The organism is Brevundimonas sp. (genome assembly GCF_036659295.1).
GTDB lineage: Bacteria > Pseudomonadota > Alphaproteobacteria > Caulobacterales > Caulobacteraceae > Brevundimonas.
On sequence record NZ_JAVXCU010000009.1, the window covers coordinates 38936 to 56658 of the forward strand.

Annotated in this window: 17 protein-coding genes; 13 read left to right on the plus strand and 4 right to left on the minus strand. The window is 62.3% G+C overall.

Annotated features, from left to right (window positions below):
• Positions 1 to 5 precede the first annotated feature (5 nt).
• Positions 6 to 1163: a DegT/DnrJ/EryC1/StrS aminotransferase family protein gene (locus tag RSB01_RS03455; protein WP_332619330.1), complete on the plus strand. Its 1158-nt coding sequence runs from the start codon at positions 6 to 8 to the stop codon at positions 1161 to 1163.
• Positions 1164 to 1167: 4 nt separating this feature from the next.
• The gene (locus RSB01_RS03460; protein ID WP_332589834.1) at positions 1168 to 2088 is read left to right on the plus strand and encodes a Gfo/Idh/MocA family oxidoreductase; all 921 of its coding nucleotides are present in this window, start codon (positions 1168 to 1170) and stop codon (positions 2086 to 2088) included.
• A gap of 134 nt (positions 2089 to 2222) precedes the next feature.
• Here the strand turns inward: RSB01_RS03460 and RSB01_RS03465 are convergent, their stop codons facing one another.
• Positions 2223 to 2696, minus strand: a complete 474-nt coding sequence (locus RSB01_RS03465; protein WP_332589833.1) for a MaoC family dehydratase — start codon at positions 2694 to 2696, stop codon at positions 2223 to 2225.
• Positions 2697 to 2763: 67 nt separating this feature from the next.
• Positions 2764 to 3738, minus strand: coding sequence for a threonine/serine dehydratase (locus RSB01_RS03470; protein ID WP_332589832.1), 975 nt, complete (start codon positions 3736 to 3738; stop codon positions 2764 to 2766).
• A 46-nt stretch (positions 3739 to 3784) separates the two neighbouring features.
• Here RSB01_RS03470 and glpK point away from each other — a divergent pair, with 46 nt between their 5' ends.
• The 4 genes from glpK (at position 3785) to RSB01_RS03490 (ending at position 7757) form a co-directional block, all read left to right on the plus strand.
• On the plus strand, positions 3785 to 5287 hold the full coding sequence (gene glpK / locus RSB01_RS03475) for a glycerol kinase GlpK (RefSeq protein ID WP_332589831.1): 1503 nt from the start codon (positions 3785 to 3787) through the stop codon (positions 5285 to 5287).
• A gap of 17 nt (positions 5288 to 5304) precedes the next feature.
• Positions 5305 to 6366 carry a phosphotransferase family protein gene (locus RSB01_RS03480; protein WP_332589830.1) on the plus strand — a complete coding sequence of 354 codons (1062 nt, stop codon included), beginning with the start codon at positions 5305 to 5307 and terminating at the stop codon, positions 6364 to 6366.
• Positions 6367 to 6460: 94 nt separating this feature from the next.
• Positions 6461 to 6931: an Rrf2 family transcriptional regulator gene (locus RSB01_RS03485; RefSeq protein ID WP_332589829.1), complete on the plus strand. Its 471-nt coding sequence runs from the start codon at positions 6461 to 6463 to the stop codon at positions 6929 to 6931.
• A 22-nt stretch (positions 6932 to 6953) separates the two neighbouring features.
• The gene (locus RSB01_RS03490) at positions 6954 to 7757 is read left to right on the plus strand and encodes an SDR family oxidoreductase (protein WP_332589828.1); all 804 of its coding nucleotides are present in this window, start codon (positions 6954 to 6956) and stop codon (positions 7755 to 7757) included.
• A gap of 52 nt (positions 7758 to 7809) precedes the next feature.
• On the opposite strand, the gene RSB01_RS03495 is transcribed toward RSB01_RS03490, so the two are convergent.
• The gene (locus tag RSB01_RS03495) at positions 7810 to 8505 is read right to left on the minus strand and encodes a MarC family protein (RefSeq protein ID WP_332589827.1); all 696 of its coding nucleotides are present in this window, start codon (positions 8503 to 8505) and stop codon (positions 7810 to 7812) included.
• 106 nt (positions 8506 to 8611) lie between these two features.
• Here RSB01_RS03495 and pyrF point away from each other — a divergent pair, with 106 nt between their 5' ends.
• Positions 8612 to 9346, plus strand: a complete 735-nt coding sequence (gene pyrF / locus RSB01_RS03500) for an orotidine-5'-phosphate decarboxylase (protein WP_332589826.1) — start codon at positions 8612 to 8614, stop codon at positions 9344 to 9346.
• Positions 9347 to 9424: 78 nt separating this feature from the next.
• On the opposite strand, the gene RSB01_RS03505 is transcribed toward pyrF, so the two are convergent.
• Entirely contained in the window at positions 9425 to 9715 is a 291-nt protein-coding gene (locus RSB01_RS03505) for a DUF1674 domain-containing protein (RefSeq protein WP_332589825.1), read from the minus strand.
• 86 nt (positions 9716 to 9801) lie between these two features.
• Here RSB01_RS03505 and htpX point away from each other — a divergent pair, with 86 nt between their 5' ends.
• From htpX to infB, 6 genes are all read left to right on the plus strand, one after another.
• On the plus strand, positions 9802 to 10806 hold the full coding sequence (gene htpX / locus RSB01_RS03510) for a zinc metalloprotease HtpX (protein WP_332589824.1): 1005 nt from the start codon (positions 9802 to 9804) through the stop codon (positions 10804 to 10806).
• A gap of 55 nt (positions 10807 to 10861) precedes the next feature.
• On the plus strand, positions 10862 to 11605 hold the full coding sequence (gene trmB / locus RSB01_RS03515) for a tRNA (guanosine(46)-N7)-methyltransferase TrmB (RefSeq protein ID WP_332589823.1): 744 nt from the start codon (positions 10862 to 10864) through the stop codon (positions 11603 to 11605).
• Between the two features lie 163 nt (positions 11606 to 11768).
• Entirely contained in the window at positions 11769 to 12359 is a 591-nt protein-coding gene (rimP, locus tag RSB01_RS03520) for a ribosome maturation factor RimP (protein WP_332589822.1), read from the plus strand.
• A complete protein-coding gene (gene nusA, locus RSB01_RS03525; RefSeq protein WP_332625074.1) occupies positions 12359 to 14089 on the plus strand; it encodes a transcription termination factor NusA in 1731 nt (576 codons plus the stop codon). The genes rimP and nusA overlap by 1 nt, the downstream gene beginning before the upstream one ends.
• An 18-nt stretch (positions 14090 to 14107) precedes the next feature.
• Complete coding sequence (locus tag RSB01_RS03530) at positions 14108 to 14782, plus strand: RNA-binding protein (RefSeq protein ID WP_332589820.1); 675 nt, start codon at positions 14108 to 14110, stop codon at positions 14780 to 14782.
• Between the two features lie 106 nt (positions 14783 to 14888).
• Positions 14889 to 17723: translation initiation factor IF-2 (gene infB, locus RSB01_RS03535; protein WP_332625076.1), on the plus strand; the 2835-nt coding region annotated here is incomplete at its 3' end.

Consider the following 17723-nt stretch of genomic DNA (forward strand, 5'->3'; position numbering starts at 1 on the left):
AAACCATGATCCCCTTTATTGACCTGCAAGCCCAACGTGTACGCCTGAATGGCAAGATCGAAGCCGCTGTGGCCGAAGCCGTCGTCGGCGGCGCATGGGTGATGGGCCCGCAAGTGCGCCAGTTCGAGGCCGACCTTGCCGCCTTCGGAAAGGCCAAACACGCGCTGGGCTGTGCCAATGGCACCGACGCGCTGGCCCTGCCGCTGATGGCGTGGGACATCAAGGCGGGCGATGCCGTCTTTGTGCCCAGCTTCACCTTTGCCGCTACCGCCGAGGTGGTGCCGTGGTTCGGTGCCGAGCCGGTGTTCGTGGATGTTGATCCGGTCACCTACAATATCGACCCGGCTAAGCTGGCGGCCGCCATCGAGGCCATCAAGGTTGAGGGACGTCTGACCCCGCGTGCGGTTATCGCCGTGGACCTGTTTGGTCAGCCTGCGGACTATCCGGCCATCAAGGCCGTGTGCGACCAGCACAGCCTGAAACTGATTTCGGACTCGGCCCAAGGCTTCGGCTGCACCATTAACGGCCAGCACCCGCTGACATGGGCCGATGTCACCACCACCAGCTTCTTCCCCGCCAAGCCGCTCGGCTGCTATGGCGACGGAGGTGCGGTTCTGACCAATGACGACAAGCTGGCCCAGCTGATGGATTCCATCCGCGTACACGGCAAGGCCGTCGGCGTGGATCTGGAGGGCCGCACCTTTGATCATGATCCCAAATATCTGAACATGCGGATCGGCCTGAACAGCCGTCTGGACACCATTCAGGCCGCGGTTCTGATCGAGAAGCTGAACGTCTTCGGTCAAGAGATCGAATGGCGTAACCGCATTGCCAAGCGTTATAACGACGCCCTGCGCGCGCACGTTGCCAAGGTGCCGGACGTACCGGCGGGCAATATCTCGAACTGGGCGCAGTACACCATCGAGCATCCGGACCGCGATGCTCTGGCCGCGCACCTGAAAGAGCAGGGCGTACCGACTGCCGTCTATTATCCGATCCCGCTGCACATGCAGCCCGCCTATGAGATGTTCCCGCGCGTGGCCGGTGGCCTGCCGGAAACCGAGCGCCTGATGGATGTGGTCATCAGCCTGCCGATGCACTCGGATCTGGACGAGGCCACGCAAGACAAGATCATCGCCGCCGTTCTCTCGTTTAAGGCTTAAGACTATGACCGCACTGAAACTGGGTGTCGCCGGTGCCGGCGTCATGGGCCGCAACCATGCCCGCGTCGCCAATGACATGCGCGAGTTCGACCTGTCGGCTGTGTTTGATCCCGATGGTGTGACCGCCGACGGCGTGGCCGCAGCCTACGAGGCCAGCGCCTATACCGATCTGGATGCCTTTGCGGCTTCGGGCATTGATGCAGCGGTGGTGGCTACGCCGAACCGCTTCCACGCCGAGACGGCTGTGGCGCTGCTGGAGCGTGGCATCCACGTTCTGGTCGAAAAGCCGATTGCCCCGACGGTTGAAGAATCCCAGCGCATCATCGACGCCGCCCGCGCCAATAACCGCGTGCTGATGGTCGGCCATGTCGAACGCTTCAACCCTGCGGTCGAGACGGTCAAACGCGCCATTGCCGATGACGAGATCATCTCCATCCAGATCACCCGCGTTGGCCCGTTCCCGCCGCGCATGGGCGAGGTCGGCGTGGTCATCGATCTGGCGGTGCATGACATTGACATCATCCGCCACCTGACCGGCTCGGAAATGGCCGAGGTGCAGTCGCTGCTGGGACATACCCATGCCTCGCGCGAAGACTCGGCCCTGCTGCAGTTCCGCATGGACAACGGCACCATTGCCCACATCACCACCAACTGGGTCACGCCCTACAAGACCCGCACCCTGCAGGTCGCGACCAAGTCCCGCTTTGTGGTGGCTGACCTGATCACCCGTCAGGTCACCGAATATTTCGGCCAGCAGCCGGATGGTTCCTATTCCACCCGCATGCTCAACTCGTGGCCGAACGAGCCGCTCAAAAAAGAGCTGGAAGCCTTCGCCACAGCCATCGCCACCGGCGACACCCCTGCCGTCACCGGCGAAGATGGCCTTCGCAACCTCGAAGTGGCCCTGCGCTGCCTGGCTGAATAGTCGAAACCTCGACCTGGAAAACCAGAAGCGGCGGCATAAAAGCCGCCGCTTTTCTTTTGCGCTGCTTAAAATAAGCTGTTTTCAGCCACTTGGTTTCACGTGGAACATTAAGTGTGGTTTTGCATGCGACGCGTTTAGCTGTCCTCACGCACCATCTGCATCGACAGCCAGTCGGCGATCAGGGCGGGTTTGTCCTCGCCTTCGATCTCGACCGTCAACTCGTGGGTCAGCAGCCACCGCGTGGTGGCACCGTCCGAGCCTTTGTTCTGGGCGTCCTTCAGCACAAAGCGTCCGCGCACACGCTTGCCGGCCTTGACGGGGGACAGGAAGCGCAGCCGGTCAAAGCCGTAGTTCACACCCATCACCACGCCTTCCAGCGTCGCCACCGCATCATAGCTCATGGCCGAGGCGAGGCTGAGGGTCAGGAAGCCGTGGGCAATCGTGCCGCCAAACGGGGTGTGTCTGGCCATGTCTGGATCGACATGGATGAACTGCTCATCCTCGGTAATTTTGGCAAAGGCGTCGATGCGGGCCTGATCGATTTCGAACCAGCGGCTAATGCCGACCTCGGTGCCAACCAAAGACGGCAGATTGTGTGCGGATGTCATCAGGCAACCCTCCCTTTGCTTGAAAGAACAAGGTTGCGTTGTCTGCAGGCAAAATCAAGCGGCGGGGTCAGCCGTTGAAACGGCCGGTGATGATGTCGGCAAACTGCTGCGGATCGACATTGCCGCCCGAGACGATGATGGCGGTGGTCTGGTCTCGTGCATCGATCTTGCCGCTCAGCAGAGCCGCCAGCGACACTGCGCCACCCGGTTCGATCACCAGTTTCAGATGACGGAAGGCAAAGCGCATGGCTTCGCACACCTCGGCGTCTGATACCGTCAAAGCCCCGGACAGGCGCTGGTTGATCGGGAAGGTGATCTGGCCCGGCACAGGAGCCATCAGGGCATCACAGATGGACGGCGCACCCTTGGGGTGCGGGGTAGGGGTGCCTGCCTCAAGCGAGCGACGGGTATCATCAAAGTCTTGCGGCTCGACCACATAAACTGCCGTGTCCGGACTGCGCTCGGCCATGACCAGATTGATACCGGCGATCAGGCCACCACCCGAGGCCCCGCACAAAAGCTGGTCAATCGGGCCATCGGCATCGTCCAGCAGTTCAAGCGCACAGGTGCCCTGACCCTCGATGATGAACGGGTCATCAAAGGGCGGCACGACAATACTGCCGCGCTCGGTCGCGATTTCGGCTCCGATGGCCTCGCGGCTCTCGCTCCAGCGGTCATAGAAGCGCACTTCGCCGCCCAAGCTTTTGACGCCCTCGACTTTGATTTTCGGGCTGTCGGACGGCATGATGATGACGGCGCGCGTGCCCATAAACTGGGCTGCCGCCGCTGCCGCCTGTGCGTGGTTGCCGGACGAATAGGCAACGATACCGCGTGACAGTTCGTCGGGACTCAAGCGGCTGATGCGGTTATAGGCCCCGCGATATTTGAAGGCACCGGCCACCTGCAGGCTCTCGGCCTTCATCAGAACACGGCCCCCGATGGCCGCGTTCAGGGCCGGATGTTCCAGCAGCGGCGTGCGAACAATGGCAGAAGCGATCTGGCGGGCGGCGTCGAGAACACCGGCATAGGAAGGTGTGTGCATAACAAGCCTCTTAACGTGAGCCGGTGTCATCTGCATAACTGGATGTATGAAAAACACGCTCATCCTGTCGATCGACCAAGGCACCACCTCCACCCGCGCCGTCGCCTTCGAGGTGTCCGACAAGGGCGTGTTCTCGGTTCTGGCCGTCAGCCAGATTGAACTGGCCCAGCATTTCCCGCATTCGGGTTGGGTCGAGCATGATGCCGCCGAAATCTGGCGCGCCGTGCTGCAAACCTGCCGCGAAGTGGTGCGCAAGGCGGGCGGGATCGAGCGGTTTGCTGCGGTCGGTATTACCAACCAGCGCGAAACCTCGGTGATCTGGGATGTGCAGACGGCCGAGCCGCTGCATCGCGCCATTGTCTGGCAGGACCGGCGCACCGCCCCTGAAATGGATCGACTGGTCGCGCAGGGGCACGAGGCGGCTGTGACGGCCCAGACCGGCCTGATCCTTGATCCTTATTTTTCGGCCTCGAAATATGCATGGCTGCTGGACAAGGTTGAAAATGGCCGCGCGCGGGCGCGGGCAGGAGAGATCAAGCTTGGCACGATCGACAGCTGGCTGATGTGGAAGCTGACGGGCGGACAAAGCCACGTCACCGATGTGACCAATGCCGCCCGCACCAATCTGATGGCGCTGCAAACCCTCAACTGGTCGGCCGCGCTGTGCGACCTGTTCGATGTGCCGCCCGAAGCCTTGCCGCAGATACGCCCCAGTGACAGCCATTTTGGCGATTGCGAGCCCAGCCTGCTGGGCAAGGCCCTGCCGATCCACGGTGTCGCGGGCGACCAGCAATCGGCCCTCGTCGGTCATGGTGCCCTAGAGGCGGGCGATGCCAAGATCACCTATGGCACAGGGGCATTTCTGGTCGCCAATACGGGCGAGGCGGTGGTTTGCTCCAAGGCGCGGCTTTTGGCGACTATGGGGTGGGCGGCGGACGGGAAGGTCCGCTATGCGCTGGAAGGCTCGATCTTCTCGGCAGGCTCGGCGGTGCAATGGCTGCGCGATGGCCTGAAGGCGATTTCGGATTCGCGCCAATCTGAGGCTATCGCCCAAACCCTGCCCGATAATGGTGGCGTCTATCTGGTGCCGGGCTTTACGGGTCTTGGCGCGCCGTGGTGGGAGCCGGATGCCCGTGGCACGGTGATTGGCCTGACCCGCGACAGTGGCCCCGCCCATCTGGTGCGGGCCGCACTGGAAAGCCTCGCCTACCAGACGTTTGACCTGCTGGAAGCTCTGGAGAAAGACGGCGCGCCACCCCTGAAGCGGTTGAAGGTCGATGGCGGCGTGACGGCCAATGCCTTTGTCATGCAGTTCATTGCCGATATCTGCGACATCGAGGTGGAGCGTCCGGCATTTCAGGAAATGACCGCACTGGGGGCGGCGCGTCTGGCGGCCTTTGGCGCAGGTGTGACCGATGCCGTATGGAGCCCGCCGCAAACCGAACCGGCTATCTGGAAACCGGCCATGGCATCCGATCAGAGAACGGCGCTCCTCAAGGGCTGGCGCAGGGCCGTAAAAGCCGCCATCGTCGCGGCACAGGACGAATAGAAGACGAGGGGCGAGGGATGGACGTTCAGGCGACTTTTTCCGGCACGCGCGAAGTTGATCCGCGTCACGCACTGGATATGGCGGCTCTGGAAAACTGGCTGGCGGCCCATGTGGACGGCTATGCCGGTCCACTGGAGGTGCGCCAGTTCAAGGGCGGACAGTCCAACCCCACCTATGAACTGATCACGCCGACGCACCGCTATGTGCTACGTCGCAAGCCGCCGGGGACGCTATTGGCCAGCGCCCATGCGGTTGATCGCGAATTTGCGGTCATTTCAGCCCTGCACGCCCAAGGTTTTCCGGTCGCCAGGCCCTATGCGCTGTGTACGGACGATAATGTCCTCGGCTCGATGTTCTACGTTATGGACAAGGTCGAGGGGCGTATCTTCTGGGATTTGAAACTGCCTGACAGTACCCCGGCCGAGCGCCGCACCATCTGGTTCGAGCAGGTCGATACACTGGCCGCGCTACACCGTCTGGAACCGCATGCCATCGGGCTTGGCGACTATGGCAAGCCGGGCAATTATTTCGGCCGTCAGGTCGGGCGCTGGACCAAACAATATCGTGCTTCCGAGATTGATCCGGTGCCCGCCATGGATCGTCTGATCGACTATCTGCCGCAAACCCTGCCACCCGAAGGACCGGTTCGCATTGTTCACGGCGATTTTCGTCTCGACAATATGATCCTCGATGCCGGACAGCCCAAGGTCAGGGCGGTGCTGGACTGGGAGTTGTCGACGCTGGGCGACCCGATGGCGGATTTCTCATACCTGCTGATCGCCTATGCCATTCCGGCCAGTTTACGAAACGGCCTGCTGGGGGCGGATCTTACAGCCTTGGGTATCCCGTCGATAGAGGAACTGGCCGACCGTTACGGGGCGCAGACAGGGTTCGGGGCCCCGCAGAATCTTGACTGGCTCCTGGCCTATAACCTGTTCCGTTTGGCGGCGATTTGTCAGGGCATAGGCGGGCGGGTGCGCGATGGCACCGCCGCCAGCGATCAGGCAAGGGCTATGGCGGCACAGGTCGGGCCGCTGGCGGATGCGGCATGGTCCTATTCGCGCAAAGCGGGTGCCTGACAGGGTTTAGACTAAATATGAAACAGTCATTGATGCGGATTGGTTGTTAAAACGGTCCAAAACGCCTACCTTAAGGGCTGGAGCCCTATGCATCATGTCTGACAGCCAAAAATTTCCGGTCGCCGCCCATGCCCTGGCCTATCTGGCCCACAAGGGGGCCTATGAAGCCAAGGACGCTGTTGCCAGCGCCATTCTGGCCTCGTCGGTGCCGACCAATCCGGTGGTGATCCGCCGCGTCACCGCCCTTCTGGCCAAGGGTGGCCTTATCGCGACCCGACCGGGGGCCAGTGGCGGCTCTTGGCTGCTGCGTCGCCCTGAAACCATTCCGCTCGACGAAGTGCTGCGGGCCGTCAATGGCTGCGCGCATCTGGGTTCGACCCCGCTGGGGGCCGAAGGCTGTCCGGTGGGGCAACACATCCCCCGTCAGGTCGCCAAGGCCCTGACCGCGGCGGATAATGCGGCGGCACTGGCTTTGTCGAAAATCACCATTGCCGACTTGCTTGAAGAAGATCCGGCCAGCCTCAAGGGCCTGATGCCACACGCCTCCTGTCCGCAGGCGGCTTAAAATCAACCACAGCGGGGGGCTGATGGGCGAAGCAAGAACGATTGCCATTACCGGCGCATCGGCAGGGATCGGGGCGGAAATCGCCCGTGTCTGTGCCGCGCGGGGCTATAACCTGATCCTGATCGCCCGCCGCGAAGCGCCCCTCAAGGCGCTGGCGGCGGAACTGGAAGCGGGCCACAATATCCGCGCCCATGTGGTGCTGGCCGATCTGGGGGCACCGGATGCGGCCCGCATATTGGCCGATGAAGTTGCCGCCCGCGGCCTTCAGGTCGACGGTCTGGTGAACAATGCAGGCTTTTCCAAAACGACAGGCTTTACGACAACGGACCCTGCGGCCCAGCAGGAGATGATCCGTGTCATGCTGTCGGTGCCGGTGGAACTGGCGCGTTTGTGGCTGCCGGCCATGAAGGCGCGCGGCTGGGGCCGGATTGTGAATGTGGCCTCGATGGCGGGCTTTCTTCAGGCGACGGGGGGCGACACCCTCTATGGCCCGATCAAAAGCTTTATGATCAAGTTTTCCCAAGGCCTGTGGGTCGAGAGCCAAGGCTCCGGCGTGCATGTCTCGGTGGTTTGCCCCGGCTATACCTATACCGAGTTCCACGATGTGAACGGCTCGCGCGATGCGGTGTCGGCGGCCTATCCGAAATGGATGTGGCTACAGGCCGACCGCGTGGCCCGCGAGGCATGGGATGCCGTCGAGGCCGACAAGCCGCGCTGTATTCCGGGCAAACGCTATCAGTTTCTGTCGGTGGTCTCCAAACTGCTGCCTGACAGTGTGGGGCTCAAAACAGCGGCCAGCCACGCCCGCAAGCTTAAGCGGGTTTGAAATAAAAAAAGGCGGCTCCGATGAGCCGCCTTTTTCGTATTCGTTACGGACATCAGCCGCCGGTGGGGTAGGGGGTGGTGACCCCCGTCGAGATCATCCCCGGCAGGGCCTCGCCCAGACCCATCAGCATGAACTGGATGGCCAGTGCGCACAGGATCAGGCCCAGTACGCGCACGATGATGGCCATACCGACTTCGCCGAGAATGCGGCTGAGCCAGCCGGTCATGGCAAAACAGATCATCGAGACCACGCAGGCGGCACCGATGGCACCGACAGACCACGCGGTACCGACGGGTCCCAACTTGGCGGCTTCACCGGCGTTGATGATGACGGCCGAGATGGCACCCGGGCCGATCATCAGCGGGATGGCGAAGGGCACGACCAGACGCTGGAAGCGGCGACGGGCATAGCCGCGCACATCGTTCTTGTCGTGGGCGGCGTCGGGGTCGGCGAACATGCTGAGGAAGTCGCCGCGTGCCATGTCCAGACCGAGGAACAGCAGCAGGATACCGCCCGCAATGCGGAAGGCGGCCAGCGAGATGCCGAAAAACTGCAACAGGCCAAGGCCTGTGAACACGAAGAACAGCAGGAAGAGGAAGGCAAAGCTGCAGATGAAGAACGACACCGAGGCGCGTTGGCGCAAGGTGGCTCCGACAGTTGCTGCGGCAAAGATCGGCAGGTTGCCGATCGGATCCAGCAAGGCAAACAGTGTGACGAAGAGGTTGACACCCAATTCGCTCGCGTTCATCGCATCCCTCACCGAAATCGTGGATTAGAAATCGCGCCGACCGCGATCTTGTCATCCCCCTATCGGGCGATCCGCGCCCGCCCGCAACCCGCAGAGTGAACGCAAAATGTCCGCAATTGCCACCCCCGACATTCCGAACCGTCCGTTTGATGCCCGTGTTATTTGTGCGCTGGACGTTCCGACCACGGACGAGGCACGGGCTCTGGTCGAGCGGATCGGCGATGCGGTGGGCTTCTACAAGGTCGGTCTGCAGCTGTTTGCGTCCGACGGCATGTCGCTGGCGCGTGAACTGAAAGCGTCCGGCGCGCAGGTCTTTCTCGACTGGAAACTACACGATATTGGCGCAACCGTTGAAAAGGCCACTGCCGTTCTGGCCCATGCCGGATGCGATCTTCTGACCGTCCATGCCCGTCCTCAGGTCATGGCCGCTGCCGCTCGCGCGGCCGAAGGTTCGGACCTCAAGGTGCTGGGTGTGACGGTTCTGACCAGCCTGACCGAAGATGATCTGAAAGCCGACGACCACAGCCTGTCCGCTGCCGAACTGGTCGAGCATCGCGTCCGTCAGGCGCTGGAGGCCGGTATCCACGGTGTCGTGTCCAGCCCGCACGAAGCGGCGCTGGTCCGTAAGATCGCTACCGATGCCGGTCGCGATGATTTCCTGATCGTGACGCCGGGTGTGCGCCCGACGGGTGCGGCTCTGGACGACCAGTCGCGTGTCGCCACCCCGGCCAGCGCCCTTGAAGCGGGCGCAACCCATCTGGTGATCGGACGCCCGATCACGGCGGTCAGCGATCCACGCGCTGCCGCTCAGGCCATCACCGCCGAGATCGCCCTGATCTAACAGCGATTGTTCCATGTGAAACAAAAACGGCGGCCCGTCACAGGCCGCCGTTTTTCATATCGGGTGGAGTAGGGGCGGTCAGAAATCGACCGCGATGCCCTTCTTCTCCCAGTCGCCAAAGCGTGTCGGCTCTGGACCGCGCGGGCCGCCATGTTCGGTGGCGCGTTCTTCGGAAGAGAAATCGATGGCGCGACGTTCTGCCGCTTCCATCAGGGCGCGGCGGGCGACGTCGTTCAAAGGACGCTCGCGCGTGGCGTGCGGCACATCTTCATTAAAGGCTGGCGCATCAACCACATCGTGGTGGTGGTCATGTCTATGGTCATGGCCGTCGTGGCTACAGCCGCAGGAAGGGGTGGGATGTTCGGTCACAGGCTTACCGTCTTGAGAGCGAAAGGTTTGCAGCCCAAATAGGAGGTGACGGCACACTATGCCACCTCTCAAACGTCGCAAGTCACATGAACCACCTCAAGACCTTCATTCTACTGGCCGCAATGACGGCCCTGTTCATGGGCATCGGCCTTATGTTCGGTGGCGTTAACGGCATGGCCATCGCCTTTGTGGTGGCGGTCGGAATGAACCTGTTCAGCTACTGGAACGCCGACAAGATCGTTCTGAAAATGTACAAGGCCGAGGTGGTGGACGAGAGCCACCCCAATGCGGTCGTGCGGGCCTATGTGGCGGATGTGAAACAGATGGCAACCGATGCCGGTATGCCGCTGCCCAAGATCACTATCATCCCGAACAATCAGCCGAACGCCTTTGCCACGGGCCGCAACCCTGAAAATGCCGCTGTGGCAGCCACGACCGGTTTGCTGGACATGCTGAACCGCGCCGAGATCCGCGGCGTGATGGCGCACGAACTGGCCCATGTTAAAAATCGCGACACCCTGACCATGACGATCACGGCGACCATCGCCGGTGCCATCTCGATGCTGGCCAACTTTGCCATGTTCTTTGGCGGCAATGACCGCGAGCGCCCCGGCGGCATGATCGGCACCATTGCCCTGATGATCCTTGCGCCCATGGCCGCAGGTCTGGTGCAGATGGCCATCAGCCGCTCGCGCGAATACGAGGCCGACCGCGTGGGGGCCGAAATCGCCAATGACCCCGATGCCCTCGCCAGCGCCCTGCAAAAAATCGAAGCCTATGCCCGCGGCAATATGAACCCGCAGGCCGAGCGCAATCCGGCCACGGCGCACATGTTCATCATCAACCCGTTGAACGGCAAGGGCGCGGACAACCTGTTCTCGACCCACCCTGCGACCCATAACCGCGTGCGTGCGCTGCTGGAACTGGGGGCCAAGATGGGCATGGGCGGTGGTCGCGCTGCGCCCGCGTTTGCGGCAGCGCCCGTTCCTCAAACTGCCGTCCCCCAGACCGCCGTGCCGCAAACCGATAACAGCCCGTCCACCAGTGTGCCGACCACGCCGCAGGACGCTACGAAAGGGCCTTGGGGCTAGGCCTCATCCATTTCTACACTTTGCGTGTGCGCGCTTAATCGGCTAGGGCGCGCACATGACCGATACGCCTGACACCCCAGAACACATCGAAGACACCGGCGCCGACCGCCCTGACTGGGCCAAGCCCAATGGTCCGCTGCGCTCGTTCGGGCGTATCAAGTCGCGCCCGATCAAGAGCCGTCAGGCCGCGCTGTTCGATACCCTGATGCCGCAGATCGCTGTGCCGGACCCCAAGAAAGGCCCGATTGATCCCAAGGCCCTGATGCCGGACGCCAAGGGCGCATGGCTGGAAATCGGTTTTGGCGGTGGCGAGCATCTGGCCCATCAGGCCGGACAAAACCCCGACATGCTGATGATCGGCTGCGAGCCTTTCCTGAACGGCGTGGCGTCTGCCCTGCGCCATATCGAGGAAGGCGAGCTGAAAAATGTACGCCTGCATGCCGATGATGCCCGCGCGGTCATGGCCGCCCTGCCGGATGCCTCGCTGGATCGCGTCATGATCCTGTTCCCCGATCCGTGGCACAAGGCGCGTCACAACAAGCGCCGCTTCCTGCAAGATGAAACCGCACAGGAAATCGCCCGCCTGCTCAAGCCGGGCGGCATGGTGCGTTTTGTCACCGACTGGTTCGACTATGCCGAATGGTCGCTGGAGCGTCTGGCGCGCACCGAGGGTCTGGAGCGCATCGAAACGCAGGGTGAAGACTGGTTTGTCGCGCCTGCCGACCATTTCGTGACCCGCTACGAGGAAAAGAAGCTGGGCGATACCGACCCGATCTTTATCCAGTTCCGTCGCGTCTGATCTCTTTGATTTAAGCCCTGTTCTTGTCGTTTGCCGTTTGAGGGGCTGACAAGGGCAGGGCTTTGTCCTATATGAGCTTCTACATCGTTAGACCGGCGTCCAACGGCGTCGTTTCAACGGCGGCCCTGACGGACCGTCGTTTTTGTTTTTCTGGAGGTACCGCGTGCGGGCCAAAACCGTAGAAGACCGTGCTCTTCTCGAAATGATTGATCCGCTGGCTGAAAGCCTGGGTCTGGCCGTCGTGCGTGTGCGTCTGATGGGCGGCACCTTGCGTCGCCGTCTGCAAATCATGGCCGAGCGTAAAACGGACAATGATATTTCGGTTGAGGAGTGCGCGCGTCTGTCGCGTGCCGTCTCCGAGATTTTCGATACGTCCGACCCGATCGCCGGTGAATATCTGCTGGAAGTTTCCTCGCCGGGCATCGATCGTCCGCTGACCCGTCTGATGGATTTCGACCTGTTCCAGGGTTATGAAGCCCGTCTGGAAACCGACCGCATGGTCGAGGGCCGCAAGCGCTTCAAGGGCATCCTGGCCGGAACCGAGGGCGATAATGTCGCTATCGATCTGGACGGCGAAGAAGACACCGCCCTGATCCCGTTTGAATGGCTGGCCGATGCCAAGCTGGTTCTGACCGACGAATTGCTCAAACGAGGCGCCGCGCTGCGTGCTGCCCGTGGCGAGCCTGAAGATGACGGCCTGCCGGAAGGCGCGCCTGACAACCACAACCCTGACCTGTCCAAGGACGACGCCTGATGGCCGTGACCGGAATTTCCGCAAACCGTCTGGAGCTGCTCTCGATCGCCGACGCTGTCGCGCGTGAAAAGAACATCGACCGCGAGATCGTGATCGACGCGATCGAGGAAGCGATCCAGAAAGGCGCCAAGTCGCGCTATGGCGCGCACCACGACATTCGCGCCAAGATCGACCACAAGACGGGCGAGCTGTCGCTGACCCGTCACACCACCATCGTGGGCGACGACTGGGAACCGGAAGACGAGCTGGAAGAGTTCAACGACAGCGCCATGGTGCGTCTGACGGATGCCTCCAAGCGCGATCCGGAAGCCGAAATCGGCAAGGAATACATCGAGGTCCTGCCGCCGTTCGAGTTCGGCCGCGTGCAGACCCAGATGGCCCGTCAGGTCGTGACCGGTAAGGTCCGCGAAGCTGAGCGTGCCAACCAGTACGAAGAATTCAAAGACCGCGTTGGCGAGATCGTCAACGGCACGGTCAAGCGTGTCGAATACGGCAACACCATCGTGGATCTGGGCCGTGGCGAAGGCATTATGCGCCGCGACCAGTCGATCCCGCGTGAAGTGTTCAACGTCGGCGACCGCGTCCGCACCTACATCTATGACGTCCGCCCCGAAGCCAAGGGTCCGCAGGTCATGCTGTCGCGCGCCCACCCGGGCTTCATGGCCAAGCTGTTCTCGCAGGAAGTGCCGGAAGTCTATGACGGCGTAATCGAAATCCGTGCCGCTGCACGTGATGCCGGTTCGCGCGCCAAGATGGCCGTGCTGTCGAACGACAGCTCGATCGATCCGGTCGGTGCTTGCGTTGGTATGCGTGGTTCGCGTGTTCAGGCTGTTGTGGCCGAACTGCAAGGCGAGAAGATCGACATCATCCCGTGGGTTGATGACGAGCCGACCTTCATCGTGAACGCTCTGGCTCCGGCCGAAGTGTCCAAGGTGGTTCTGGACGAAGACGCTGACCGCGTTGAAGTCGTGGTGCCGGATGACCAGCTGTCGCTGGCCATTGGCCGTCGCGGCCAGAACGTGCGTCTGGCTTCGCAGCTAACCGGCTGGCAGATCGACATCATCACCGAGACCCAGGATTCTGAGCGTCGCCAGCGTGAATTCGCTGAACGCACCGGCCTGTTCCAGGAAGCTCTGGACGTTGATGAGACCATCGCCCAGCTGCTGGTGACCGAAGGCTTCGCCACCGTAGAGGACCTTGCATTCGTTGATGCCGAAGAAGTGGCAAGCATCGAAGGCTTCGACGAAGACACCGCCGAAGAACTGCAAACCCGCGCCCGTGAATTCCTCGAGCGTCAGGCGACCGAACTGGACAACAAGCGCAAGACGCTGGGTGTCGAGGACGGCGTTCTGGAGATCGAGGGCGTGACCCCGCAGATGGCTGTGGCCCTCGGCGAAGGTGGCGTGAAGACGGTCGAGGATCTGGCTGATCTGGCGACAGACGAAATCCGTGGCGGTCACGAAATGCGTGGCGGCGAACGTGTGAAGCTGGCCGGCGTGCTGGAAAGCTTCAACCTGTCGCAGGAAGTTGCCGAACTGCTGATCCTGCGTGCCCGCGTTGCCGCTGGCTGGATCGATGCTTCGGAACTGCCGCAGGCAGAGCCGGAATTCGAAGAAGTAGAAGAAACCGAAGAAGGCATAGAAGCCTTTGAAGGTGACTATGACGACGCCGAAGGCGAAGTCGAAGCGGTAGAGCCGGATGGTGATACCGACGAACCCCAAGACGCGTGATGAGGCCTGCTGCTGTCCATGACTATCTCCGAGGTGCTGATCGATAGAGAGCGTCAGGATCTGGTGTCCCGCCAGGTTCTCGATGAATCTCGCCTGATCCGCTTCGTCGCTGGTCCGGACGGCGCAGTTTATCCCGATCTGGCGCGCAAGCTGCCCGGTCGCGGCCTTTGGGTCGCGGCCGATCGCGCCAGCATCGATGCGGCAGTGAAAAAGAATATGTTCGCGCGGGCCGCCAAGGCCCCGCTGAAACCGGCGAGCGATTTGTCGGATATGGTCGAAAAGCTGCTGGTAAAGCGCTGTTTGGACCAATTGGGCCTTGCCCGGCGCGAAGGCGTGCTTATCTCTGGCTTTGAAAAATCGGCTGCTGCGATCCGTAGTGGCAAGGCGGCCTGGATGCTCGAAGCGTCCGACGGGTCAGCAGATGGCCGTAATAAGCTGATAGCCATGGCCAGACATGTGTCTCCGGCGCCGAAAATTTGCGGCGCGTTCACTGTTGACGATTTGAGTTTGGCCCTTGGGCTGGAAAATGCGATACATGCTGTCTTGCTGAAAAGCGGGCGGGCTGTGCGTTGGACCCATGAGGTCGAACGCTTGGCAGGATTTAGGGCTCTAAGCCCGCAAGACTGGCGCCGGGTCGAACCGGAAGACAGCGATGCGGGCGGTCGGGGAATATCTCCGACAGACGAGGGCTGAGGGTTTTGGCGGGTGCGGGCCAGTTTCCGGTTACGGAGACGGGGCCGCATTCGTGTATGGGTATGAAGGACGAGGCGGGATTCTCCGCCCCAAGTAAAGCGACCGGATGAGCGACGAAAACGACAAAACCAACGACGGCAAGACCCCTGGCAATGCACCTTCGCAAGGAGGCGCACGCGCGCCGCTGACGCTTAAGCCGCGCGCAGCAGGCTCGGTCTCGACCGGAACGGTGAAGCAAAGCTTCAGCCACGGCCGATCGAAGACGGTTGTTGTCGAAACCAAGCGCCGCCCGGGTGCGGGTGGTGGCCACCAGCGCCCGCAAGGCTTTGATGTGGCTCGTCCGCGTCAGGACGGCAACGCCCCGCGCAACAATGCGCCGCGTGGCAATGCCCCGCGTGGCCAGGCCAATGCCGGTGGCCTCTCCGCCGAGGAGATGGAAGCCCGCCGTCGCGCCATCGCAGCTGCGACTGTGGCCGCTGCCGATCGCGAACGCCAAAAGGCGGCTGCCGAAAAGGCCGCGCAGGAACAGGCTGTGGCTTCGGCTGCCGCCGCTGCTGCTGCCAAGGCTGCCGAAGCTGCTGCTGCCGCTGCCAAGCCGGTAGAAGCGCCCAAGCCGGTTGTCGAAGCACCGAAGCCTGCTCCGGTCGTCGAGGCACCCAAGCCGGTAGAAGCCGCCAAGCCGGTAGAAGCGCCCAAGGCTGCCGAGGCTCCCAAGCCCGCGCCGAAGCCGCGTCCGCAAGTTAATTTCGGCCAGCGTACACCCAAGGCTCCGACGGCCCGTGCACCGGCCCAGACGTCCCTCGGTGGCCGTTCGGCCCGCGAGCAGGCTCAAGGTGGCGGCGAGCGTCCGCAAACCGAGCGCCCGCAAGCCGAGCGTCCGCAGGGCAACCGCCCGCAAGGCGCACGTCCGCAAGGCCAGAACCGTGGTGCTGAAGGTCGTGGCGAGGGCGCAGAGCGTCCGAACCGTCCGGCCCAGACCGTCCGTTATTCGGCGCTGAACCCGCGTCCGGCTCCGGGTGCTGCCAAGGGCCCGCGTACCGGTCCTGGTGGTCGTCCGACCCCGAACCAGCCGCCGGCAACGCCTGAAGTTGCCCGTCCGGTTCGTACGGCAGGCGCAGGTTTCACCCGTCCTGATCGTGATGGCGACAGCCGCGAGAAGCGCTTCGGCGAAAACGCACCGGGCAAGGCTGTCAGCCGTACCCGTGGCGAGCCCAAGCGCCGCGAAGGCCGCCTGACCATTCATTCGGTTGCCGGTGGCGACGGTGATGCTGTCGAGCGTATGCGCTCGCTGGCCTCGGTCCGCCGCGCTCGCGAACGTGAAAAAGAAAAACGTAAGGGTTCGTCCACCGACGCGCCTAACCGTCCGCGCGAAGTCGTCATTCCTGACGTCATCACCGTGGGTGAACTGGCCAACCGTATGGCGGTTCGCGGTGTCGACATCATCAAGTTCCTGATGCGTCAGGGCGTGATGATGAAGATCAACGACGTGATCGATTCCGATACCGCCGAACTGGTGGCCTCGGAATACGGCATGACCGTCAAGCGCGTTTCGGATTCGGACGTCGAAGAGGGCTTCCTGTCCCTGGCCGATGACAGCGATGCGACCGAAGTGCGTGCACCGGTTGTGGCCATTATGGGCCACGTCGACCACGGCAAGACCTCGCTGCTGGACGCCCTGCGTACGACCGACGTCGCTGCTGGTGAAGCCGGTGGCATCACCCAGCACATCGGTGCCTATCAGGTCCGTCTGGACGACGATAAGCGTATCACCTTCCTGGATACCCCGGGTCACGCCGCCTTCTCGGCCATGCGTGCTCGCGGTGCCAATGTGACCGACATCGTGGTGCTGGTTGTGGCTGCTGACGACGGCGTCATGCCGCAAACCGTCGAAGCCATTAATCATGCCAAGGCTGCCGGTTCGCCGATCATCGTGGCGGTCAACAAGATCGACAAGCCGGGTGCGGATGCACAAAAGGTTATTGCCGAACTGTTGCAACACGAGATCGTTGCCGAGGTTTATGGCGGTGACACCATGGTGGTGGAACTGTCGGCCAAGGAACGCACGAACCTCAAGGGTTTGACCGACGCGATCCTGCTGCAAGCCGAAGTGCTCGAACTGCGCGCCAACACCGAACGTTCGGCCGAAGGCGTTGTCATCGAAGCCAAGCTCGACAAGGGCCGTGGTCCGGTGGCGACCGTGCTGATCAAGCGCGGCACCCTGAAGCGTTCGGATATCGTTGTGGCTGGCTCCGCATGGGGTAAGGCCCGTGCCCTGCTCAACGAGCGTGGCGAGCAACTGGCCGAAGCCGGTCCGTCGGTTCCGGTCGAGATTCTCGGCCTGTCCGAAGCGCCGACCCCGGGCGATGCTTTCGCTGTGGTGGAATCCGAGGCCCGCGCACGCGAGCTGGTGGAATACCGGCAGCGCAGCAAGCGCGATAAGAGCCATGTATCGGGCGGCGCACTGTCGCTGGCCGACATGATGGCCAAGCTGGGCTCCAAGAAGATCAGCGAGCTGCCGGTTCTTATCAAGTCGGACGTACAGGGCACGGCAGAAGCCATCTCGGCTTCGCTGGACAAGATGGGTACCGACGAAGTTCGCGCCCGTATCGTATTGTCGGCTGCTGGCGGTATCACCGAAAGCGACGTCAATCTGGCCAAGTCGGCCGGTGCGGCGATCCTCGGCTTCAACGTCCGTGCCTCGAAACAGGCACGTGATCTGGCCGATCGCGAAGGCGTCGAGATCCGTTACTACTCGATCATCTACGACCTGCTGGACGATATTAAGGGCGTTCTGTCGGGCATGCTGGCTCCGATCCAGCGCGAAACCTTCCTGGGTAATGCCAAGGTCCTTCAGGCCTTCGACATCACCAAGATCGGTCGCGTTGCCGGTTGCCGCGTCACCGAAGGTGTGGTCCGCAAGGGCGCTCGCGTCCGTATCATC

Bases quoted from the DNA above. Each gene is read 5' to 3' on its own strand.
- RSB01_RS03455 (WP_332619330.1), top strand. From the start codon at position 6: ATGATCCCCTTTATTGACCTGCAAGCCCAACGTGTACGCCTGAATGGC.
- RSB01_RS03460 (WP_332589834.1), top strand. From the start codon at position 1,168: ATGACCGCACTGAAACTGGGTGTCGCCGGTGCCGGCGTCATGGGCCGC.
- RSB01_RS03465 (WP_332589833.1), bottom strand. From the start codon at position 2,696: ATGACATCCGCACACAATCTGCCGTCTTTGGTTGGCACCGAGGTCGGC.
- RSB01_RS03470 (WP_332589832.1), bottom strand. From the start codon at position 3,738: ATGCACACACCTTCCTATGCCGGTGTTCTCGACGCCGCCCGCCAGATC.
- glpK (WP_332589831.1), top strand. From the start codon at position 3,785: ATGAAAAACACGCTCATCCTGTCGATCGACCAAGGCACCACCTCCACC.
- RSB01_RS03480 (WP_332589830.1), top strand. From the start codon at position 5,305: ATGGACGTTCAGGCGACTTTTTCCGGCACGCGCGAAGTTGATCCGCGT.
- RSB01_RS03485 (WP_332589829.1), top strand. From the start codon at position 6,461: ATGTCTGACAGCCAAAAATTTCCGGTCGCCGCCCATGCCCTGGCCTAT.
- RSB01_RS03490 (WP_332589828.1), top strand. From the start codon at position 6,954: ATGGGCGAAGCAAGAACGATTGCCATTACCGGCGCATCGGCAGGGATC.
- RSB01_RS03495 (WP_332589827.1), bottom strand. From the start codon at position 8,505: ATGAACGCGAGCGAATTGGGTGTCAACCTCTTCGTCACACTGTTTGCC.
- pyrF (WP_332589826.1), top strand. From the start codon at position 8,612: ATGTCCGCAATTGCCACCCCCGACATTCCGAACCGTCCGTTTGATGCC.
- htpX (WP_332589824.1), top strand. From the start codon at position 9,802: ATGAACCACCTCAAGACCTTCATTCTACTGGCCGCAATGACGGCCCTG.
- trmB (WP_332589823.1), top strand. From the start codon at position 10,862: ATGACCGATACGCCTGACACCCCAGAACACATCGAAGACACCGGCGCC.
- nusA (WP_332625074.1), top strand. From the start codon at position 12,359: ATGGCCGTGACCGGAATTTCCGCAAACCGTCTGGAGCTGCTCTCGATC.
- RSB01_RS03530 (WP_332589820.1), top strand. From the start codon at position 14,108: ATGACTATCTCCGAGGTGCTGATCGATAGAGAGCGTCAGGATCTGGTG.